The sequence below is a fragment of the Halolactibacillus alkaliphilus genome (genome assembly GCF_900115465.1).
Lineage (GTDB): Bacteria > Bacillota > Bacilli > Bacillales > Amphibacillaceae > Halolactibacillus > Halolactibacillus alkaliphilus.
Genome location: NZ_FOWN01000016.1, coordinates 1 through 16,938 on the forward strand (window position 1 = coordinate 1; position 16,938 = coordinate 16,938).

The following is a 16,938-nucleotide window of genomic DNA, read 5'->3' on the forward strand; positions in this document are numbered from 1 at the left end:
TCCATTCAACTAATGTGATATTATATTTTTCACTCAATGACACAAATTTATCTTTGGCATAATCCGAAATCGTATCATCTATTACTTTTCTTCGATACTTCACAACTAACACAAGATGGTAATGCATCAAAAATACTGAATGATTGTTACTGTCTAATTTCATTGTTATCTCAATCCTTATACTTAATAAGACTGATTATACCATAATAAGAAAAAAGACAAAATAAAAAACCTTTGGGCTGTCGCCCAACCGACATTCATCTCCCCCTTATCGTTGGCTACGCCCTTCACACGCTTGAAGAGGGAGACTTCTTTCGGAAGTGCGTTAAAAGTTACGAGTAAGCAGTATATCCATAAGTAGCTCGTGTCTTAAAATGATGAGAAGTAACTGTAATGGATAGATAACATATGAAGAAATAATCAAAAAACAACAGAAAAAGGAGCGAGAAATTTATGACAAACGTCACGATTATTTTTTACAGTATGGGTGGAACAAACGTCCAATTAGCAAAATGGGCAAAAGAAGGTGCAGAACAAGCAGGTGCTAATGTGCGCTTAGTTAAAGTAGAAGAATTAGCACCAGAATCCGTTATTAATAGTAATGAAGGTTGGAAAAACACAGTTGAGTCAATTAAAGATATTCCATCAGCCACAAGTGATGATATTGAATGGGCCGATGCGATTATCTTTAGTGTACCAACACGCTTTGGTACGATGCCATCACAAATGAAACAATTTATTGATATGCAAGGGGGTCTATGGGCGAATGGTAAGACCGTCAATAAAGTCGTAAGTGCCATGACATCAGCTCAAAATCCTCATGGTGGACAAGAAGCGACATTGTTATCACTTTATACAGCGATGATGCACTGGGGCGCCATTATCGCAACACCTGGTTACTCTGATCCAGTTGTCTTTGGTGCGGGTGGTAACCCGTATGGTACAAGTGTATCGGTTGACCAAGACGGTAACATGGTTGAAGATGTTGAAGCAGCAGTAAAATATCAGGCTAAACGTACAGTGACAGTAGCCGATTGGGTAAAACAAGGTCAAGCTTAAGTATTCATTAACTGAATAGAAATCAAAAAAAGTTTTATGAAGCTACTTATCCTGCATCAGGAATTCTCACCATTTTCTTTAAAGTCGTCTTTCTTGTTTGTTCTGAAGAGATTAGCTCAGTGAGATGATTCAGTAAGGAGGGACCTCCTTCTGCTTGTTTAGGGACATGGAAGTTATACTCACCGAAGCGATAAAGATATAAGTAATCATCATCCATTTCGTGATAGCCGAGATAGATCAGTTTTCTCTGATCAGCTAATATTTTTAATGCCCTATCTTTTAACTTATACAAATTCCGTTGGCGAGATTTTCGACTCTGTGTTGTCTGGTGATCGCCCAAGAAATAGGCGAGATTTTTCGCATCGCGGCTTTTTTTAGCGAATTTGTTAATGATGTATAACGCTTCGCTCAATGTTTTATCTGTAAGGGGGAAATGTTTGGTTTCTACATGACGCTTCTTAATCGGAACAGCATCTTCAATCGCATATAATTTAAAATTTTTACGTCCGTGTGGTGTACAGAGGCTTACGGTCCCTCTTACTTTAGTCTTTTCAGTGATTTTTCGGTGGCGGACTTTCAGAAGGGTTGTTTTCGTCGCTAAATGGTGGGGGATCTGTTTGAAGTGTTCCATAAATATACTCCTCTTATTGTTATGACTAAGAGTATATCAGAACCATTTAAAACATGATGATAATCGAGGTGGTAAAAGCATTGATTCATAAGGATGAAAATAAGTGATGGCTTCGTTTTTTTAAAAATCAATGACATTTTACATATAAAAAACAATCACACTAAACAGCATGATTGTTTTAGAATGAGTGATTATTTTTGTGGTTTAAACAATTCTTTCATATCGTCAGGAATGCGGATCACATTCACAATCTTGAGCTCTTCCTCATTGTCGAGTTGAGGCTTAAATTTAATCAACAGCATTTCACCATTATCGAAAGTGAGTAATTCATAGTTTTTAAAATTTTCGCCTGATGTCGACAGCTCACCAAAGCTTTCAAATGTTTCCACGGAAATGATGTCTTCTCGTCCTTCTGAGAACAACGACTGGAAATAATCATAATTTTGACTATCGATGTGTCATTTCATTAAGTATGCTGTATTGGTTGGTGTGGTTGGTTTCATAGGTTGGTCACTGCTACAAGCGGTGAGCAGTATAACTGAAAGTAAGAAAACAAGTTTCTTCACTGACACGCCTCCTTATGTATTTGTTGTTGATAAATGTTTACGTACAGTCTGCTCTACTGCTAGTTGGTACGTGATTCTTTGGTAAATGATCTTACGAATAATGTACCGGCTAAAACGGCTAAAATCATATGTGTTTCAGGAATTATCAGTGCCTCAAGATACAAAGGATGATCTAACCTAAACCAAGCGATCCAACTTGTCGCAGGGATAAAGACAAAGACCATTAATACTGATGTCACAACGAGTAACGTTGATTGAAGGCGGATGTCGCCTTTAATGACGCGGGATAGTCCCCTATATTCCATTAACATACCAAAAAGAAAAGCGTAAAGTGACATGAGAATAAGTAAGGTTGATAAATTGCCGGTGACTTGATTTGATGCTTGTTCAATATCAGCATAAGTAATGGTCATTAACGATAGCAACACAATCATTCCTAACAAAATCAAGACTGTAGGTAATATCTTCTTCATTAAAACACCTCCTAATTAAATTAGTAGAAAAGAGAAAGTAACAAAAGAAAATACAATATATTTGGCGTGAAGGAAACAAAAGTGTTTGTCAAAGGCTTACAAGATTTTTTGTTAAGAAAGAGATGATATGTTAGGCGTTTTAATCAACATTAATGTTGGCCATTTTAACAACTTCTATACCGGCATATAAACTTGAATCTGCATGGATCAGTTGATTATGATGATAGAGTTTAAAGTCAAGCTTTCCACCTAAACCCTCTTTAATGGTATCGGTCATGGCACCATTGAGTGGTGCTTTTAATTCTTTCGCGTCATCAAGCCAAGCGTTTATTTCTAATCGCCATTGCTTTTTGGTTAATATTAAGAAGAGATGTTTGTCGGTGATTTTCAACTTCGTAATTTTACTGCCGTTGTAAGTCGCGAAGCGATATTCCTTTCCGTCAATGTGAAGATTACATAAATGCCCGATAAAAGACGTTCTTAATAACGGAATCGTTGCAACGCTGACCATTAAGCTGGCTTGCTTTTTAGGGAAGTGATTGGCTTGTGACCAAATATATTTTTCAGGGAAGGAGTGCCCCCAGTCTTTTTCAATATAGCCGTAATCATCTTTAAATGTTAGGGTATGTCCGCTCGCATCGGTTAATGTACCATTTACATGGTGATGCATACTCATCACCCCGTGCTTACACGCCATCTTTGGGATGTAGCTGAAAAATCCCATAATATTAGGAGTGAATAGTGTTCGGTCAATCGGTGTTAAGTTATCGTAATATAACTGCCCTTTAAAGTGATGGTTACCATCAGTTATATCAATGCGTGTTTCGGTCAAACTAAAGAAAGAATCACCTATTGTCAAAGAAAAAGGGACATCCGTCGTATGAAAACTCTCAAGAGGATAGGTGAAATAATATGTTCTTACGGGATGAGACTGGATGACTTGAATAAAAGCATGGCTGTTATCGGGATTTAAACTGACGCCGGGAATAAATGCAATGCTTTCTTTTGATGATGTTGATGTATGCTTTAAATACCAGCCCTCGAAATAATGTTGATGTTTTAACTGACCTTGAAAGATTTCAGGGTGTGTATGTCGGTTAATCATATGCGTCATCCTTTCAAACGATTGTTTTAATTGATAGCTTTTATTCATTATAACAATTTTCAGCAAGGAAAGCTGTTTTAATCTGATATGGTACACTTTAACGCCTATCATAGCGTTGGAGAGCGTGTTTCTATCTTGACAGAAGGAGCAATTGCTTGTACACTATAATTAATGATTACACTTGTAAACGAAAGTGGTGACACGATGGCAATTGAAATGGATAAAGACATTACCAATGCGGAATGGGAAGTGATGCGCGTTGTCTGGGCGCAAACAGAAGTACCTTCTCACGTCATTATTGACGTTTTAACAGATAAACGAGGGTGGAAAGAACCGACGATTAAAACATTAATCGGTCGCCTTGTTAAGAAAGGTGCTTTAAAAACTAAAAAAGACGGACGAAAGTTTCTTTACTCAACGGATATTAAAGAAGATACGCTTGTCAATGAAACATTGGATCAATTTTTCCATAACATTTGTAGTAAAGATATTGGTAAAACGATTGGCGTGTTGATTGATGAGGCTATGCTGAGTCATGATGATGTTGCTTTATTAAAAGAAAAGCTGAAGCAAAAAGAACCGATTGCCTATGATACGGTTCTTTGTAACTGTGTCAAAGGTCAATGCCAATGTCAGCATCACGGGTAACGATTTGACACAAGTGATTATCGTATCATATCAATGGATATAGGGTGAGAGAAGCGAGTATTTTTAATAGCTCTCATTAAATGTAAGGAGGGAAATAATATGACAAAAACAATCTTTGAAGTAGCGGGTATGAATTGTATGCACTGTGTAGGTAAAGTAGAGTCAATCCTCAGAGATCAAGCGGGTGTAGAGAAAGTCAAAGTAAACTTAAAAAAAGGTGAAGCTAAAGTGAAATACGACGAATCAGTCGTTACCGCTGATCAGTTAATCGAAAGCATCAAAACGGCGGGCTATACAGCCACAACAAAATAAGCCAATAGTCATCAATGGTTAAATACAATGACAGAAAAATCAAAAAAAGGGGGGAGTTCACTGACTAACGCCCCTCTTATTTTTTGTTGTTCTTTAAATGATCATCTTACAACGTATTACCCTTAGCGGGAATCGGGTGATCTTTTAACAGTTTAGCAAAATACAAGGTATTATAAACAAGCATTTCGATATGTTTATTCGTAAAGGCATTCTCACTTGCCTCGCCATCCATATAAGATGGCCCTGGTCCTGCTTCTCCGACCCAGTAAGCATCAACGTTTGGTGGAATGACAAAACCGATATGACTGAGCCCGTAAATAATCGAAGCTGCGGCATGTTTCGCCCCGTCTTCATTACCCGTAATCACAACACCCCCCACTTTGTTGTAATAGATTGCTTGGCCCTTGTCGTTTGTATCGCCGCTCGTGCCGTATAACCGTTCAATGGCTTGTGTGGAGAGACTGCTTTTTTCGCCGAGCCAAAGCGGGGTACCGATTAAGACAATATCAGCTTTCTTTACTTTTTCTAATAGCTCTGGCCACTCATCTCCTTCTCCTTCATCTCCTGTGACACCGTAATGAATGGCGTAATCAGCCAGGCGCACGCTTTCGGTGTGTGCCCCTTCTTGTTCATAAAGCTTTTGTGCCTTCTCGTATAAACCTTGTGTGTGTGACGGTTCTGAACTGTCTTTTAAAGATGCGTTAAGAAACAAAACATTAATGGCTGTCATGTGAACCGTTCCTCCTTTTTGTCTGTCACTGTACATGTTCCACTCAGCCATTAGCATTAAACGTGTTGTGATTATAAATGTATTAAGATGCAAGTTTTAGCTTCTGGTTAAGTTTTTCAGAGAATACTAACATAAACCCAGTTAAGATAAGTAAATAAACAGGGAAGAAGCCGATAGTTGACACACTCACGATGAATCCGAAAAGTGGTGGCATAACGGTTATCCCAAGGTAAGCACTTGCCATTTGAATACCGATAATACTTTGCGAATAGCGCTTAGGGAAGTTCACCGGTGTTGAGTGAATGATTGATGGATAAATCGGTGCACACCCTAGCCCAATAATAATTAAACTTATCATATACATTGTGTGAGAGCTGTAATCAAACATAAATAAGCCGACACCTAACAAGATGATAAGCGATCCATAACGGATCATATGCTTATCGCCAACAACATCAGAAATAAATCCCGCAAGAAACCTGCCGCCAGTAATCCCGATAAAAAAGAACGAAGCAAATTTTGCAGCAATATCTGCCGGTAACCCCCGGTATTCTACTAAATAACTGCTGGCCCAAAGTCCAGTAGTACTCTCGATTGCGCAGTAACCGAAAAAGGTGATTAAGACAAATAGGACCCCTTTGATTTTTAAAGTATCTTTAAGGGTAATCGGTTCGTAATGCTCAGTCGAGGCTGTTGCCACACCCTTTGGCTTTTTCCATAGCGGTAAGCTTACTAGTAAGGTAAAGGTGACGAATATTTGTATCAAGGAAACAAAGAAATAACCTTCTGTGTACGCGCGCCCTCCAGTTAAAAAATAACTCATAATATATGGACTAATCGACGCACCCACACCCCAAAAGCTATGAAGCCAGTTCATATGCCGTGAGGCATAATGAAGTGCCACATAGTTGTTGAGTGCCGCATCAACTGCGCCTGCACCAATTCCGTAAGGGATAGAAAAAATGAGTAACATGCTGAATGATTGGGTAGAGCTAAAGCCAAATAAAGCAATGGCGGTTAATAGGACACTCAAAACGGTCACAAGACCTGTACCGAATTTTTTTGTTAGACGGTCTGAAAGTAAACTCGATACAATCGTTCCGATGGAAATGACAACCGTAATCATACCGGCATAAGAAATAGGCACATCCAGCGATTGATGCATGACGGGCCAAGCTGATCCAAGCAACGAATCAGGTAGACCAAGACTAATGAAAGCTATGTAAATAATGACGAGTAACAGTGTATACATGAGCGACTCCTTAATGTAGTAAATATTTTACTGACTGCCCATCATTGTAAGCGATTTAATCTGAAAAAGCCAAGAAAAAGATTAAAATAATCGATACATATTCTGTTATAGGTATAGTCTATAACGTCCTATCAAAAACAACCATTACTTACCAAAGGTTTGGCCGTGCTATAGTAACGTTAACTTAATTAGAGGAGGCGTTTTAATATGAAAAGTGCGATTATTGGTTACCCGCGTATTGGTACAAACCGTGAGTTGAAATTTCAGACCGAGGCTTATTTTAGAAAAGAGAAAACCGAGGAGGAACTAAAACAAGTAGGGAAGGACTTACGACAAAAACACTGGGAGAAAGAGCGAGACGCAAGGGTCGATTATATCCCGTCAAATGACTTTTCTTTTTACGACCAAGTCCTTGATACTGCGATCCTGTTAAATGCGATTCCAAATCGTTACCGTGCACTGAACTTATCACCGCTTGATGTCATGTTTGCGATGGCAAGAGGTCATCAACAAGGGGATAAGGATGTCCACGCCTTGCCAATGAAAAAATGGTTTAACACGAACTATCATTATCTCGTACCTGAGTTATCAGACCCTAAAGAGATAAAGCTCGTCGGCACTAAACCGTTCGATGAATACAAGGAAGCAAAAGTACTTGGGATTGAAACAAAACCAGTCCTCATTGGCCCGTTTACTTTCTTACAATTGGCGAGTTATCAGGAAGGATTAAACAAGAACGCATTTGTTCAACCGCTGATAAAAGCTTATCAACAACTGTTGCATCAATTTGATACATTAGGAACAGAATGGATTCAAATCGATGAACCCGCATTGGTCTATGATTTAACAGAAGAAGACCAAAAGCTATTTACTCAATTATATGAAGAAATCTTACGTCATAAACAACACGTCAACGTCCAGCTTCAAACGTACTTCGGTGATGTACGTGATGTGTATCAAACACTGCAAACTTTACCGTTTGACGCGATCGGTCTTGACGTGATTGAAGGTGTCTACAACATAGAACTCATTAAAACGTATGGTTTCGATCAATCAAAAGTGCTCTTTTTAGGTCTTGTTAATGGGAAGAATATTTGGCGCAACAATTATAAGCGATCACTAGACATCATTAACCAAATCAAGCCACACGTCGGTGAAATCGTCTTATCGTCATCATCGTCACTACTTCATGTGCCGTATACAGTGAAAAGCGAGAGACATTTATCGGCTGAGTATGTGCGATATTTTAGTTTTGCAGAAGAAAAGATTACGGAATTACATGAATTAAGTCAGTTAGTAGACGTAACGGATGTTGCCGCTGATGAGTGTTTTATAAATAATCAACAATTATTTGAAAACGCGCGAACAGAAGTTGACCAACATGTAAGAGAACGTGTGGCGCGTTTAACGAGTCAAGATTTTAAGCGCTCGCCGTCACTGCATGAGCGAAAGAAACGCCAACAAGAACGTCTAAAGTTACCTCTTCTCCCAACAACGACAATCGGGTCGTTTCCGCAAACAGCTGATGTGAAAGACAATCGACGTGACTTTAAGGCAGGAGAAAAAACAGCCGACGCTTATCACTGCTTTAATAAAGATAAAGTAAAGGCGTGTATCAAATGGCAAGAAGCGCTAGGACTCGATGTGTTGGTACACGGAGAATATGAACGCAATGATATGGTCGAGTACTTTGGGGAGCAACTGAACGGCTTTATTTTCACTTCACATGCGTGGGTACAGTCTTACGGCACGCGTTGTGTGAAACCACCGATTGTATGGGGCGATGTGTCAAGACGTGCACCGATGACTGTCGATTATGCGACGTATGCCCAAAGTCTTACTAAGCTTCCGGTTAAAGGCATGTTGACCGGCCCAATCACGATTTTTAATTGGTCATTTCCGCGTGAGGACTTACCGGTTAAAGCGACAGTCGCTCAAATCGCCTTAGCTATTCGTGAGGAAGTATTAGATTTAGAAGAAGCCGGTATCGGTATTATTCAAATCGATGAAGCGGCGTTACGTGAAAAATTACCGCTAAGACAATCGGATTGGCATACCAATTACTTAGACTGGGCTATCCCGCTCTTTAGATTGACACATGCGAAAGTAAAGCCAGAGACACAAATTCATACTCATATGTGCTATAGCGAATTTACAGATATTATTCACGATATAGATGCGATGGATGCAGATGTCATCACCTTTGAGTCTTCGCGTTCGAACTTAGAGCTACTTCAAACACTTAAAGCCGTTGATTTTAAGATGGCAGTCGGACCAGGTGTGTATGATATCCACTCACCGCGTATCCCGTCAGTACCTGAGCTAAAAACAACCATCGAATACATTCTGTCTGTTTTGCCGATTGAAAATATTTGGATTAATCCGGATTGCGGTTTAAAAACACGAGGAGAAAAAGAAGTTGATCAGAGTCTTAAACATTTAGTAAATGCGATCCAATTTGTAAGAGAGACGATTGTTTATGAAAACGTCTGAACTATTTCAACGTAAAAAGGTGTTATCTTTTGAAATTTTTCCGCCTAAACAGACGGAAAATTTAGCGGCTATTTATCAAACGGTCAATGCGTTAAAAGAACTGGCACCAGACTTCATTAGTGTCACCTTCGGCGCCCTTGGCACAAAGAATAACCAGCGCACATTAGATATTGCCTCAACGGTAAAACACACGTATGGCGTGGAAAGTGTGGCGCACTTACCTTCTAGTCAATTCACAAAAAGAGACGTGCAAGACTTGCTCACCCGTTTTAAACAATTAGGGATTGATAATATTCTTGCTTTACGTGGAGATGACATCACAGAGCACAAAGAGAAAAAAGATTTTCATTATGCGAGTGATCTCATCGAATATATTAAATCAGAAGGTGACTTTAACATCATTGGCGCCTGTTATCCAGAAGGCCATATTGAATCTGTGTCTATACTTGATGATGTCCGGCATTTAAAAAGAAAGGTTGATAGTGGGTGTGACCAACTGATTTCGCAATTGTTTTTTGATAATGATTACTTCTATACTTTCAAGGAACGCACCGAACTGGTTGGCATCGATGTACCGATTCAAGCGGGCATTATGCCAGTTGTGAATAAACGCCAAATCGAAAAAATGGTTAAAATGTGTGGGGTTAACGTACCGAAAAAATTCCTGAAAATGATGGAGCGTTATGAACATCATCCAGAAGCGATGCGTGATGCGGGGATTGCTTATGCGATTGATCAGATTGTTGATTTGATTACTCAAGGGGCAGATGGTATTCACCTTTATACGATGAATAACCCCTATATTGCCCATAGAATTTATCAAGCGGTCAATCAATTGTTGATCGCATCATAAAGAGAGGTCTGCCTCTCTTTTTTTTGATGGAGTAAAAGTTGTATTTAAAATATGGGACTTTTAATTTTATTGATTTTTGTACGTACCTTTTAATTTATTTATTATTTTAATTTTATTTTAACAATAACTTAATGATAAATCCTTATTTTATAAGCAATTGATTTTAAAAAGTATATGTCTTTTATAATTTTAACTTGGACTTACAAGTTAATCATGGTATGATTTAATAAGAGAATCATAAGGTCAACTTATAAGAAAAGATGTATTTATGTAAACGTTATCTTTTAAGTCTAAAATGATTAAGTCAATGGAGGGTTTATGATGCATGATATGAAACAAATGATTGAACAAGGCCAAACAGTCTTAGGGATTGAGCTCGGATCTACGCGTATTAAAGCGGTACTCATTGCGGAGAATAACCAGCCGATTGCCAGTGGGGCATTCGATTGGGAAAATCAATTGGTAGAGGGTTACTGGACATATAGTGAACAAGCGATTTGGGAAGGGCTTAAACAAGCGTATCTGAAGTTGAAAGAAGATGTTCAAAATCAGTATGGTGTCACGCTTAAAAAAATTGGTGCGTTAGGATTCAGTGCGATGATGCACGGCTATATTGCGCTAGATAAAGAAAGTAACTGGTTAGTACCGTTTCGGACGTGGCGAAATAATCGTCAAGAAGAAGCAGCCAGCTCGTTAACGGAAGCGTTTAACTATCAAATTCCACAGCGCTGGACGATTGCGCATTTATATCAAGCAATCTTAAACGGGGAATCACACGTGAAAGATATTCATACGTTAACGACGTTAGCGGGTTATGTGCATGAGAAGTTAACCGGTGAAAAGATTTTAGGTGTTGGTGAGGCGTCAGGTGTTTTCCCAATCGATTTAGAAACAAAGTCATACCAACAAAAAATGGTGGATACATTTGAAAAGCTTGCGAGCGATAGAGGTGTAGTGATCGATTTACGCGCGATTTTACCTGAAGTAAAAGTGGCAGGTGAATCAGCAGGGGGGTTAACAGAAGCTGGTTGTTTATTACTTGATCCATCGGGTGACTTGAAAAGCGGCTCATTACTTTGTCCACCAGAAGGTGATGCTGGTACGGGCATGGTTGCGACAAACAGTGTCAAGGTGAGAACAGGTAACGTCTCAGCAGGTACGTCTGTCTTTGCGATGGTCGTGTTGGAAAAAGAATTATCAAAAGTCTATACTGAAATTGATTTAGTCACCACACCAACCGGAAATCTCGTGGCGATGGCCCACTCAAATAACTGTACGTCTGACTTAAATGCTTGGGTCAACTTGTTTAAAGAATTCCAAGAAACAATGGGGATGCCTGTTGATATGGATGCTTTATATCAAACGCTATATGAGACAGCGCTGTTAGGTGAAAAAGACGGTGGTGGTCTACTGAGTTACGGCTACTTATCGGGTGAACATATGACGCACTTTGAAGAAGGAAGACCACTCTTTGTCCGAGGCACCGACGCTAAGTTTAACTTAAGTAACTTTATGCGTACCCACCTCTATTCAGCACTTGGGGCAATGAAGATTGGCATGGACCTCTTACTAAAAGAGGAACAAGTCGCGCTTGATGAGATGCTTGGTCATGGTGGTTTATTTAAAACAAAAGGCGTTGGCCAGTCCATTATGGCGGCGGCTTTAAATACGCCTGTATCCGTGATGGAAACAGCCGGTGAAGGTGGGGCTTGGGGGATTGCGGTACTTGCATCCTTTATGCTTCAAAAAAGCGAAGAGCAAACGTTGGGTAACTTCCTTAATACACACGTCTTTAATAAAGCAGAAGCAGATACGATTTATCCAGATCGAGACGATGTTTTAGGATTTGAACAGTTTATGACGCGTTATAAACAGGGGTTACCAATTGAACGAGCAGCTGTTGATCATCTCAAATAATACTCTTTTCTTAGGCAGGTCAGCCGTCAAAGGTGATCTGTCTTTTTTTTTCGCTTGAAGTTAAGCACAGCTTACCTTATGGGCGCATACGTTAGAGGTAGCAAGAGAAAAAGAGGAGGTCTTTTATGTACCCGTTTAATCGCTTACCCCGACAAAATAGCGTCCCTTATGTGACGAATATTGACACGCTCACCCAACAGAACAATGCTTACCGGAGAGTAATCTGGACAGGAGATGAGTTACAGCTCGTCGTTATGAGCATTCCGCCAATGGGTGACATTCCGTTAGAAAGACATGATGCAGAAGATCAGTTTATTCGAGTGGAACAGGGCCAGGCTTGGGCAATCGTTGGTCCAAATGAGCAACAGCTAAATCAGCAATGGATCCTAGAAGAAGATGACGTTTTACTGATCCCGAAGGGATATGCGCATTACATTAAGAATTTAAATAACGCCCCGCTTAAGCTCTATACCCTTTATGCTCCACCACACCATCCACCGCATGTAATCGAACAACTGCCATCGTGAGTTACTGAGCGCAACGAGGCCTTGGTCTGGTTGCGTTTTTAACGTCATTAAAACATGGTGTTTTTACTCTACTTTGTTTGGTTTTTGATATGAACGTTTTCTGATAGAGTAAAGGTGATAACGTATGACAATGAACCCGACAATATTATTCAATCGCGATTGGTTGTTTCAAAAAAAACCATTACATACCACAAAAGTCACATAAGAAAATTTTGAACCAGTAGAAATTCCGTACGATTGGCTGATTTATAACAGTCAATCCTTATTAGTGATCTATGGTCACTCACTGGTGGATAAAAATACGATTCACGTGCGCTTTTATGATGGCACGACAGAAAACAATCAGTTAATCGAATTTACTGAGACAGGTACGCTAACTGAAAAAGTTTTTGAACTAGATCGAGTGTATGGTAAACAATCAGTGACTTTTATTTTTGTTCCTGGTTCGCACTTTGATTTTGCTTCATTTAAATTCACAACAAAACAGTATCCATATCAAAAAGTCACGTGTAGTCAGAGTGGTAAAGCGAGTTGGGTAAGTGAATAACTTTAGAGGTAAGCGCGTAAAGACCCGTACAGATTTTTACGTGCTTTTTGATGGGAAAAGATGAGTGGAATTGAACTACCCCACCTAACATTCTTACGAATGTTTGAGGAAGGGGATTCCGTAAGGACACCCTAAAGGGGACCCATGCTCCTTCAACTAAGCATAGGTTTTTCTACTTTCCAACCGCCGCAAACCTATTTTCTCAACCTCTGTTAAAGCCTCTTGAGGAAATAGTGTGTCCAAGGAACACAACTTGCTTTGGTCAAATCGTTCTGTATAATCATTTAATCCGTAACGTTGCTTTAACCGTTGATGGATGGAAACGGGACTTTTCTCTCTCAATCCCCTAAGCTCACGGCCCTCCGCTTGATAGCGAAAATGTTTAGCTTGATTAAACACCCAGAGGGTGTGATCCATGGACATAACAAAATCAGGGTGGATATTATGCTTATATAAGGAATTTGAAAAAAATGACCTTCATGCTCATGATACCCACCCTCTCTTTGTTTTGTGTCGATCATTGTTAACGTTTTAATTGCACCGTGTGGAATATACGTTTGCCACTTCGAAAATATTCAAAACAAGCGATTCATCACCCACCTAGTGCTAACGCACTTGAGGAAGCTGTCTTCTCGCTCTAAAACGATAAAATAAGATTGACGGACATTCAAATGTGTATTAGAATGTAATTAATCAAATGATTGTTTGAATGTTGATGTTATCAGTAAGAGGGTGAAAAGTATGATACATATTGGCTTATCAAGCTTTGGTGACCACCCACAGCTTTATTTACCAGAAACAAAACCAGGTGAACGACTCGCTGATTATGCGAGTCATTACTTACTCGTTGAAATAGATAATACCTTCTATACGGGTTGCCAGCTAAGAGAACACGTTACTTTAGTGACGTGGTGAATTAGCATCTCGGGCGACCCGCATGGTATTCGGTTAGTTGGTTATCGACATGGTCTTTAACGATATGTTTTGATACATTGCCTAAAACTGATATATATTCAGGTTAAAGTGTTATGAAAAGAAAGGAAGAGGAGTTATGGGACATCAACACCATCATCACAATCATGGTCACGAGACAGGTAATATTAAAATCGCGTTTTTCCTCAATCTCAGTTTTACGATTATTGAAATCATCGGAGGATTAATGACAAACAGTATGGCCATTTTAGCCGACGCCCTGCATGACTTAGGAGATTCTCTATCTTTAGGCATCGCGTGGTTTCTGGAAAAAGTATCAGGCAAAAAACCAGATGATACGTTTACATTTGGCTATGCACGCTTTTCTTTGTTAGCGGCTTTTATTAATAGTATGGTATTGATTATCGGGTCAACAATTATTTTATACCATGTCATACCAAGACTCTTAAATCCTGAACCCGTTGAAGCAAGTGGCATGTTAGTGTTATCACTTCTAGGTATTTTTATCAATGGTTTGGCGGTATTACGGCTTAAAAAAGGGCATTCAATGAATGAAAAAGTTGTCACCTGGCACTTAATGGAGGATGTTTTAGGGTGGATTGTTGTCTTGGTAGCGAGTATCGTATTAATGTTTGTTGACTGGCCTATTATTGATCCGCTATTGTCACTCGGTTTGACGTTTTATATTTTATATAATGTCGTCGGTAACTTAAAGGAAATCGTCGGGATTTTCTTGCAAAAAACACCGTCAGGTGTATCAAAAAGCGAGCTTAAACAGGCGCTTGAGAAAGAACTCAACGTCCATACACATCATCTGCACCTTTGGTCACTAGACGGTGAGAAAACGATGCTATCGCTGCATTTAGAAGTAAACGACGACTTAGCAACGGATGAATTAATTGAAGAAAAAAGGCGGGTAAGAACATGGCTCAATGATCATGAAATTGATCACGTTACAATAGAGTTAGAGTTTGAAAAAGAGTGTTGTGAAGCAAGTGATTGTGAGTAAGACTGAAGGCACTTAGTGAACCTAAGTGTCTTTTTGTTAAGAGTATGTAAACTTCTTGTATTTATTATGGGGATTGATTAGTATATAAGTATACACTTATATAAGGTTAATTGAGTAATAAGTAGGGAAAGGTAACAGTGTGAAAAGAAAGATGTTTAATAATTGAAATATAATTGAGGAGGCAGACAAGATGAAACTTATTGTCATAGGCGCAGTAGCTGCCGGAACATCAGCGGCCGCAAAGGCAAGGAGGAACCAAGATGATTTAGAGATTACGATTTATGAGAAGGATGTCGATATTTCTTATTCTGGTTGCGGCTTACCTTACTATATTGGGAATGAAGTTGAATCGATTGAGGAGTTGACGCCAAGAGATCCAGCTTTCTTTAAGAAGAAATACAACATTGATATTCATACCGCGCATTTAGTAACAAAAATAGATCATGACAACCAACAAGTGTATGTGAAAAACTTGCAGACAGACGAAACGTTTACCGATTCCTACGATAAACTTGTTATTGCAACCGGAGCAAAAAGCATTGTGCCACCGATTGACGGTGTTGATTTGCCGCATGTCCATTCATTACGTACCGTTCAAGATGCGCGCCGAATTAAAGGTTATATCGATGAACATCAACCGAAAAAAGCGGTCGTTGTTGGCACAGGCTTCATTGGATTTGAGATGCTTGAGAACTTAATCGAGCGTGATATTGATGTGGTTATTGTTGAAATGAAGCCCCACATCACCTCAAATCTTGATCCTGACATGGCGGATTATTTAGAAGATAAACTTGCGAAAAAAGGTATTGACGTGAGAACGAGTAAAACAGTTCAAACCATTCGAGCTGATTACGTCTTGATTGATGAAGGAGAAACGATTCCAGCTGATCTTGTCATTTTAGCTACTGGTGTGAAGCCAAATGTGACGCTCGCTAAAGCGATTGGTATTGAGATTGGTCAGACGGGTGCGATTAAAGTAAATGAGCGAATGGAAACAAATATTAAAAATATTTACAGTTGTGGTGACTGTATTGAAACGTTCCAACGACAAACAAATCAACCTGTTTATCGTCCGCTTGGTTCTACTGCGAATAAAACGGGTCGTATTGCCGGAGATCAATTATCGGGTGGCTCGTTAGAGTTTAAAGGCATACTTGGAACAAGTATTTATAAGTTATTTGAATTTGCGATTGCTAATACAGGTTTGTCTGAAATAGAAGCGCGAGATGCAGGCTATGATGTTGAAATTTCTCACAATATTAAACCCGATAAACCGGCATACTTTAATGGGACAGAGATGAATATAAAGGCCATCGCTGATCGTGAGTCGAAAAAATTACTAGGTGTACAAATTGTAGGACAAGCGGGCGTAGATAAACGCATTGATGTATTTAGTACGTTAATTACTTATGGTGCGACAGTTGATGAATTGTTCCATTTAGATCTTGCATATGCACCGCCGTTTTCGACAACGAAAGATCCTATACACTATAGTGGTATGATACTTGATAATGCTATGACGAATAACCGCGCATTAAAAACGAGTGAAGATGTTAGAAAAATGCAGGCTGACAATCAACCGTTACAAATAATTGATGCAAGGGCAGAGAAACAACATATAGTAAACTGTGTAGATGGTGCCATAAGTATGCCACATGCGATTGTTCGTGCGAGACTTAATGAGTTAGATAAGAACTTACCTACAGTGACTTATTGTAATAGTGGTACGACTGGGAATGCGGTACAAAACATTTTGATTAATTACGGATTTAAGGATGTTTCAAATCTCTCTGGTGGAAATAAATTTTATCAAGCAACTAAAAAGAAACAGGATAAGTAATAGTTAACAAGAAGGTAACTCATATGAGTTACCTTCTTGTTTT

The 16,938-nt window shown here is 39.2% G+C and carries 19 protein-coding genes; 11 read left to right on the plus strand and 8 right to left on the minus strand.

Annotated elements, in window-relative coordinates; all coding sequences use genetic code 11:
* On the minus strand, positions 1–163 hold a 163-nt coding region (locus tag BM163_RS07830), incomplete at its 3' end, for a transposase (protein WP_177200250.1).
* Positions 164–453: 290 nt separating this feature from the next.
* On the opposite strand from BM163_RS07830, the gene wrbA reads away from it, so the two are divergent.
* Entirely contained in the window at positions 454–1,059 is a 606-nt protein-coding gene (gene wrbA / locus BM163_RS07835; protein WP_089801894.1) for an NAD(P)H:quinone oxidoreductase, read from the plus strand.
* 46 nt (positions 1,060–1,105) lie between these two features.
* Here wrbA and BM163_RS07840 read toward each other — a convergent pair whose 3' ends face one another.
* The 4 genes from BM163_RS07840 to BM163_RS07855 form a co-directional block, all read right to left on the minus strand.
* Positions 1,106–1,690 carry a hypothetical protein gene (locus BM163_RS07840; protein WP_089801896.1) on the minus strand — a complete coding sequence of 195 codons (585 nt, stop codon included), beginning with the start codon at positions 1,688–1,690 and terminating at the stop codon, positions 1,106–1,108.
* 191 nt (positions 1,691–1,881) lie between these two features.
* Positions 1,882–2,079: a hypothetical protein gene (locus tag BM163_RS07845; protein ID WP_089801898.1), complete on the minus strand. Its 198-nt coding sequence runs from the start codon at positions 2,077–2,079 to the stop codon at positions 1,882–1,884.
* Positions 2,080–2,315: 236 nt separating this feature from the next.
* Positions 2,316–2,729 (minus strand): hypothetical protein, encoded by a 414-nt coding sequence (locus BM163_RS07850; protein ID WP_089801900.1) that lies wholly within the window; start codon positions 2,727–2,729, stop codon positions 2,316–2,318.
* Between the two features lie 139 nt (positions 2,730–2,868).
* Positions 2,869–3,834 (minus strand): tocopherol cyclase family protein, encoded by a 966-nt coding sequence (locus BM163_RS07855; RefSeq protein ID WP_170243686.1) that lies wholly within the window; start codon positions 3,832–3,834, stop codon positions 2,869–2,871.
* A 204-nt stretch (positions 3,835–4,038) separates the two neighbouring features.
* Between BM163_RS07855 and BM163_RS07860 the strand changes: the two genes are divergently transcribed.
* Together BM163_RS07860 and BM163_RS07865 are read left to right on the plus strand one after the other, a co-directional pair.
* Positions 4,039–4,482, plus strand: a complete 444-nt coding sequence (locus BM163_RS07860; RefSeq protein ID WP_089802004.1) for a CopY/TcrY family copper transport repressor — start codon at positions 4,039–4,041, stop codon at positions 4,480–4,482.
* Positions 4,483–4,581: 99 nt separating this feature from the next.
* The gene (locus tag BM163_RS07865; protein WP_089801904.1) at positions 4,582–4,794 is read left to right on the plus strand and encodes a cation transporter; all 213 of its coding nucleotides are present in this window, start codon (positions 4,582–4,584) and stop codon (positions 4,792–4,794) included.
* A 106-nt stretch (positions 4,795–4,900) separates the two neighbouring features.
* Here BM163_RS07865 and BM163_RS07870 read toward each other — a convergent pair whose 3' ends face one another.
* Together BM163_RS07870 and BM163_RS07875 are read right to left on the minus strand one after the other, a co-directional pair.
* Positions 4,901–5,524, minus strand: a complete 624-nt coding sequence (locus tag BM163_RS07870) for a flavodoxin family protein (RefSeq protein WP_089801906.1) — start codon at positions 5,522–5,524, stop codon at positions 4,901–4,903.
* 82 nt (positions 5,525–5,606) lie between these two features.
* Positions 5,607–6,776, minus strand: a complete 1,170-nt coding sequence (locus BM163_RS07875) for an MFS transporter (protein WP_089801908.1) — start codon at positions 6,774–6,776, stop codon at positions 5,607–5,609.
* Between the two features lie 207 nt (positions 6,777–6,983).
* On the opposite strand from BM163_RS07875, the gene metE reads away from it, so the two are divergent.
* From metE to BM163_RS07900, 5 genes are all read left to right on the plus strand, one after another.
* On the plus strand, positions 6,984–9,269 hold the full coding sequence (metE, locus tag BM163_RS07880) for a 5-methyltetrahydropteroyltriglutamate--homocysteine S-methyltransferase (protein WP_089801910.1): 2,286 nt from the start codon (positions 6,984–6,986) through the stop codon (positions 9,267–9,269).
* On the plus strand, positions 9,256–10,122 hold the full coding sequence (gene metF, locus BM163_RS07885) for a methylenetetrahydrofolate reductase [NAD(P)H] (protein ID WP_089801913.1): 867 nt from the start codon (positions 9,256–9,258) through the stop codon (positions 10,120–10,122). The genes metE and metF overlap by 14 nt, the downstream gene beginning before the upstream one ends.
* 318 nt (positions 10,123–10,440) lie before the next feature.
* Positions 10,441–12,039, plus strand: a complete 1,599-nt coding sequence (locus BM163_RS07890; protein ID WP_089801915.1) for a xylulokinase — start codon at positions 10,441–10,443, stop codon at positions 12,037–12,039.
* Between the two features lie 125 nt (positions 12,040–12,164).
* Positions 12,165–12,566, plus strand: coding sequence for a cupin domain-containing protein (locus tag BM163_RS07895; protein WP_089801917.1), 402 nt, complete (start codon positions 12,165–12,167; stop codon positions 12,564–12,566).
* Positions 12,567–12,855: 289 nt separating this feature from the next.
* Complete coding sequence (locus BM163_RS07900; RefSeq protein ID WP_089801919.1) at positions 12,856–13,113, plus strand: hypothetical protein; 258 nt, start codon at positions 12,856–12,858, stop codon at positions 13,111–13,113.
* A 156-nt stretch (positions 13,114–13,269) separates the two neighbouring features.
* Here BM163_RS07900 and BM163_RS13645 read toward each other — a convergent pair whose 3' ends face one another.
* Complete coding sequence (locus tag BM163_RS13645) at positions 13,270–13,455, minus strand: hypothetical protein (RefSeq protein ID WP_177200258.1); 186 nt, start codon at positions 13,453–13,455, stop codon at positions 13,270–13,272.
* Between the two features lie 399 nt (positions 13,456–13,854).
* Between BM163_RS13645 and BM163_RS13650 the strand changes: the two genes are divergently transcribed.
* The 3 genes from BM163_RS13650 to BM163_RS07910 all read left to right on the plus strand — a co-directional run bounded on the left by BM163_RS13650 (position 13,855) and on the right by BM163_RS07910 (position 16,895).
* Positions 13,855–14,028 carry a DUF72 domain-containing protein gene (locus tag BM163_RS13650; protein WP_143088200.1) on the plus strand — a complete coding sequence of 58 codons (174 nt, stop codon included), beginning with the start codon at positions 13,855–13,857 and terminating at the stop codon, positions 14,026–14,028.
* A 136-nt stretch (positions 14,029–14,164) separates the two neighbouring features.
* Positions 14,165–15,055, plus strand: coding sequence for a cation diffusion facilitator family transporter (locus BM163_RS07905; RefSeq protein ID WP_089801921.1), 891 nt, complete (start codon positions 14,165–14,167; stop codon positions 15,053–15,055).
* 190 nt (positions 15,056–15,245) lie between these two features.
* Positions 15,246–16,895, plus strand: a complete 1,650-nt coding sequence (locus tag BM163_RS07910) for an FAD-dependent oxidoreductase (RefSeq protein ID WP_089801923.1) — start codon at positions 15,246–15,248, stop codon at positions 16,893–16,895.
* Positions 16,896–16,938: the final 43 nt, after the last annotated feature.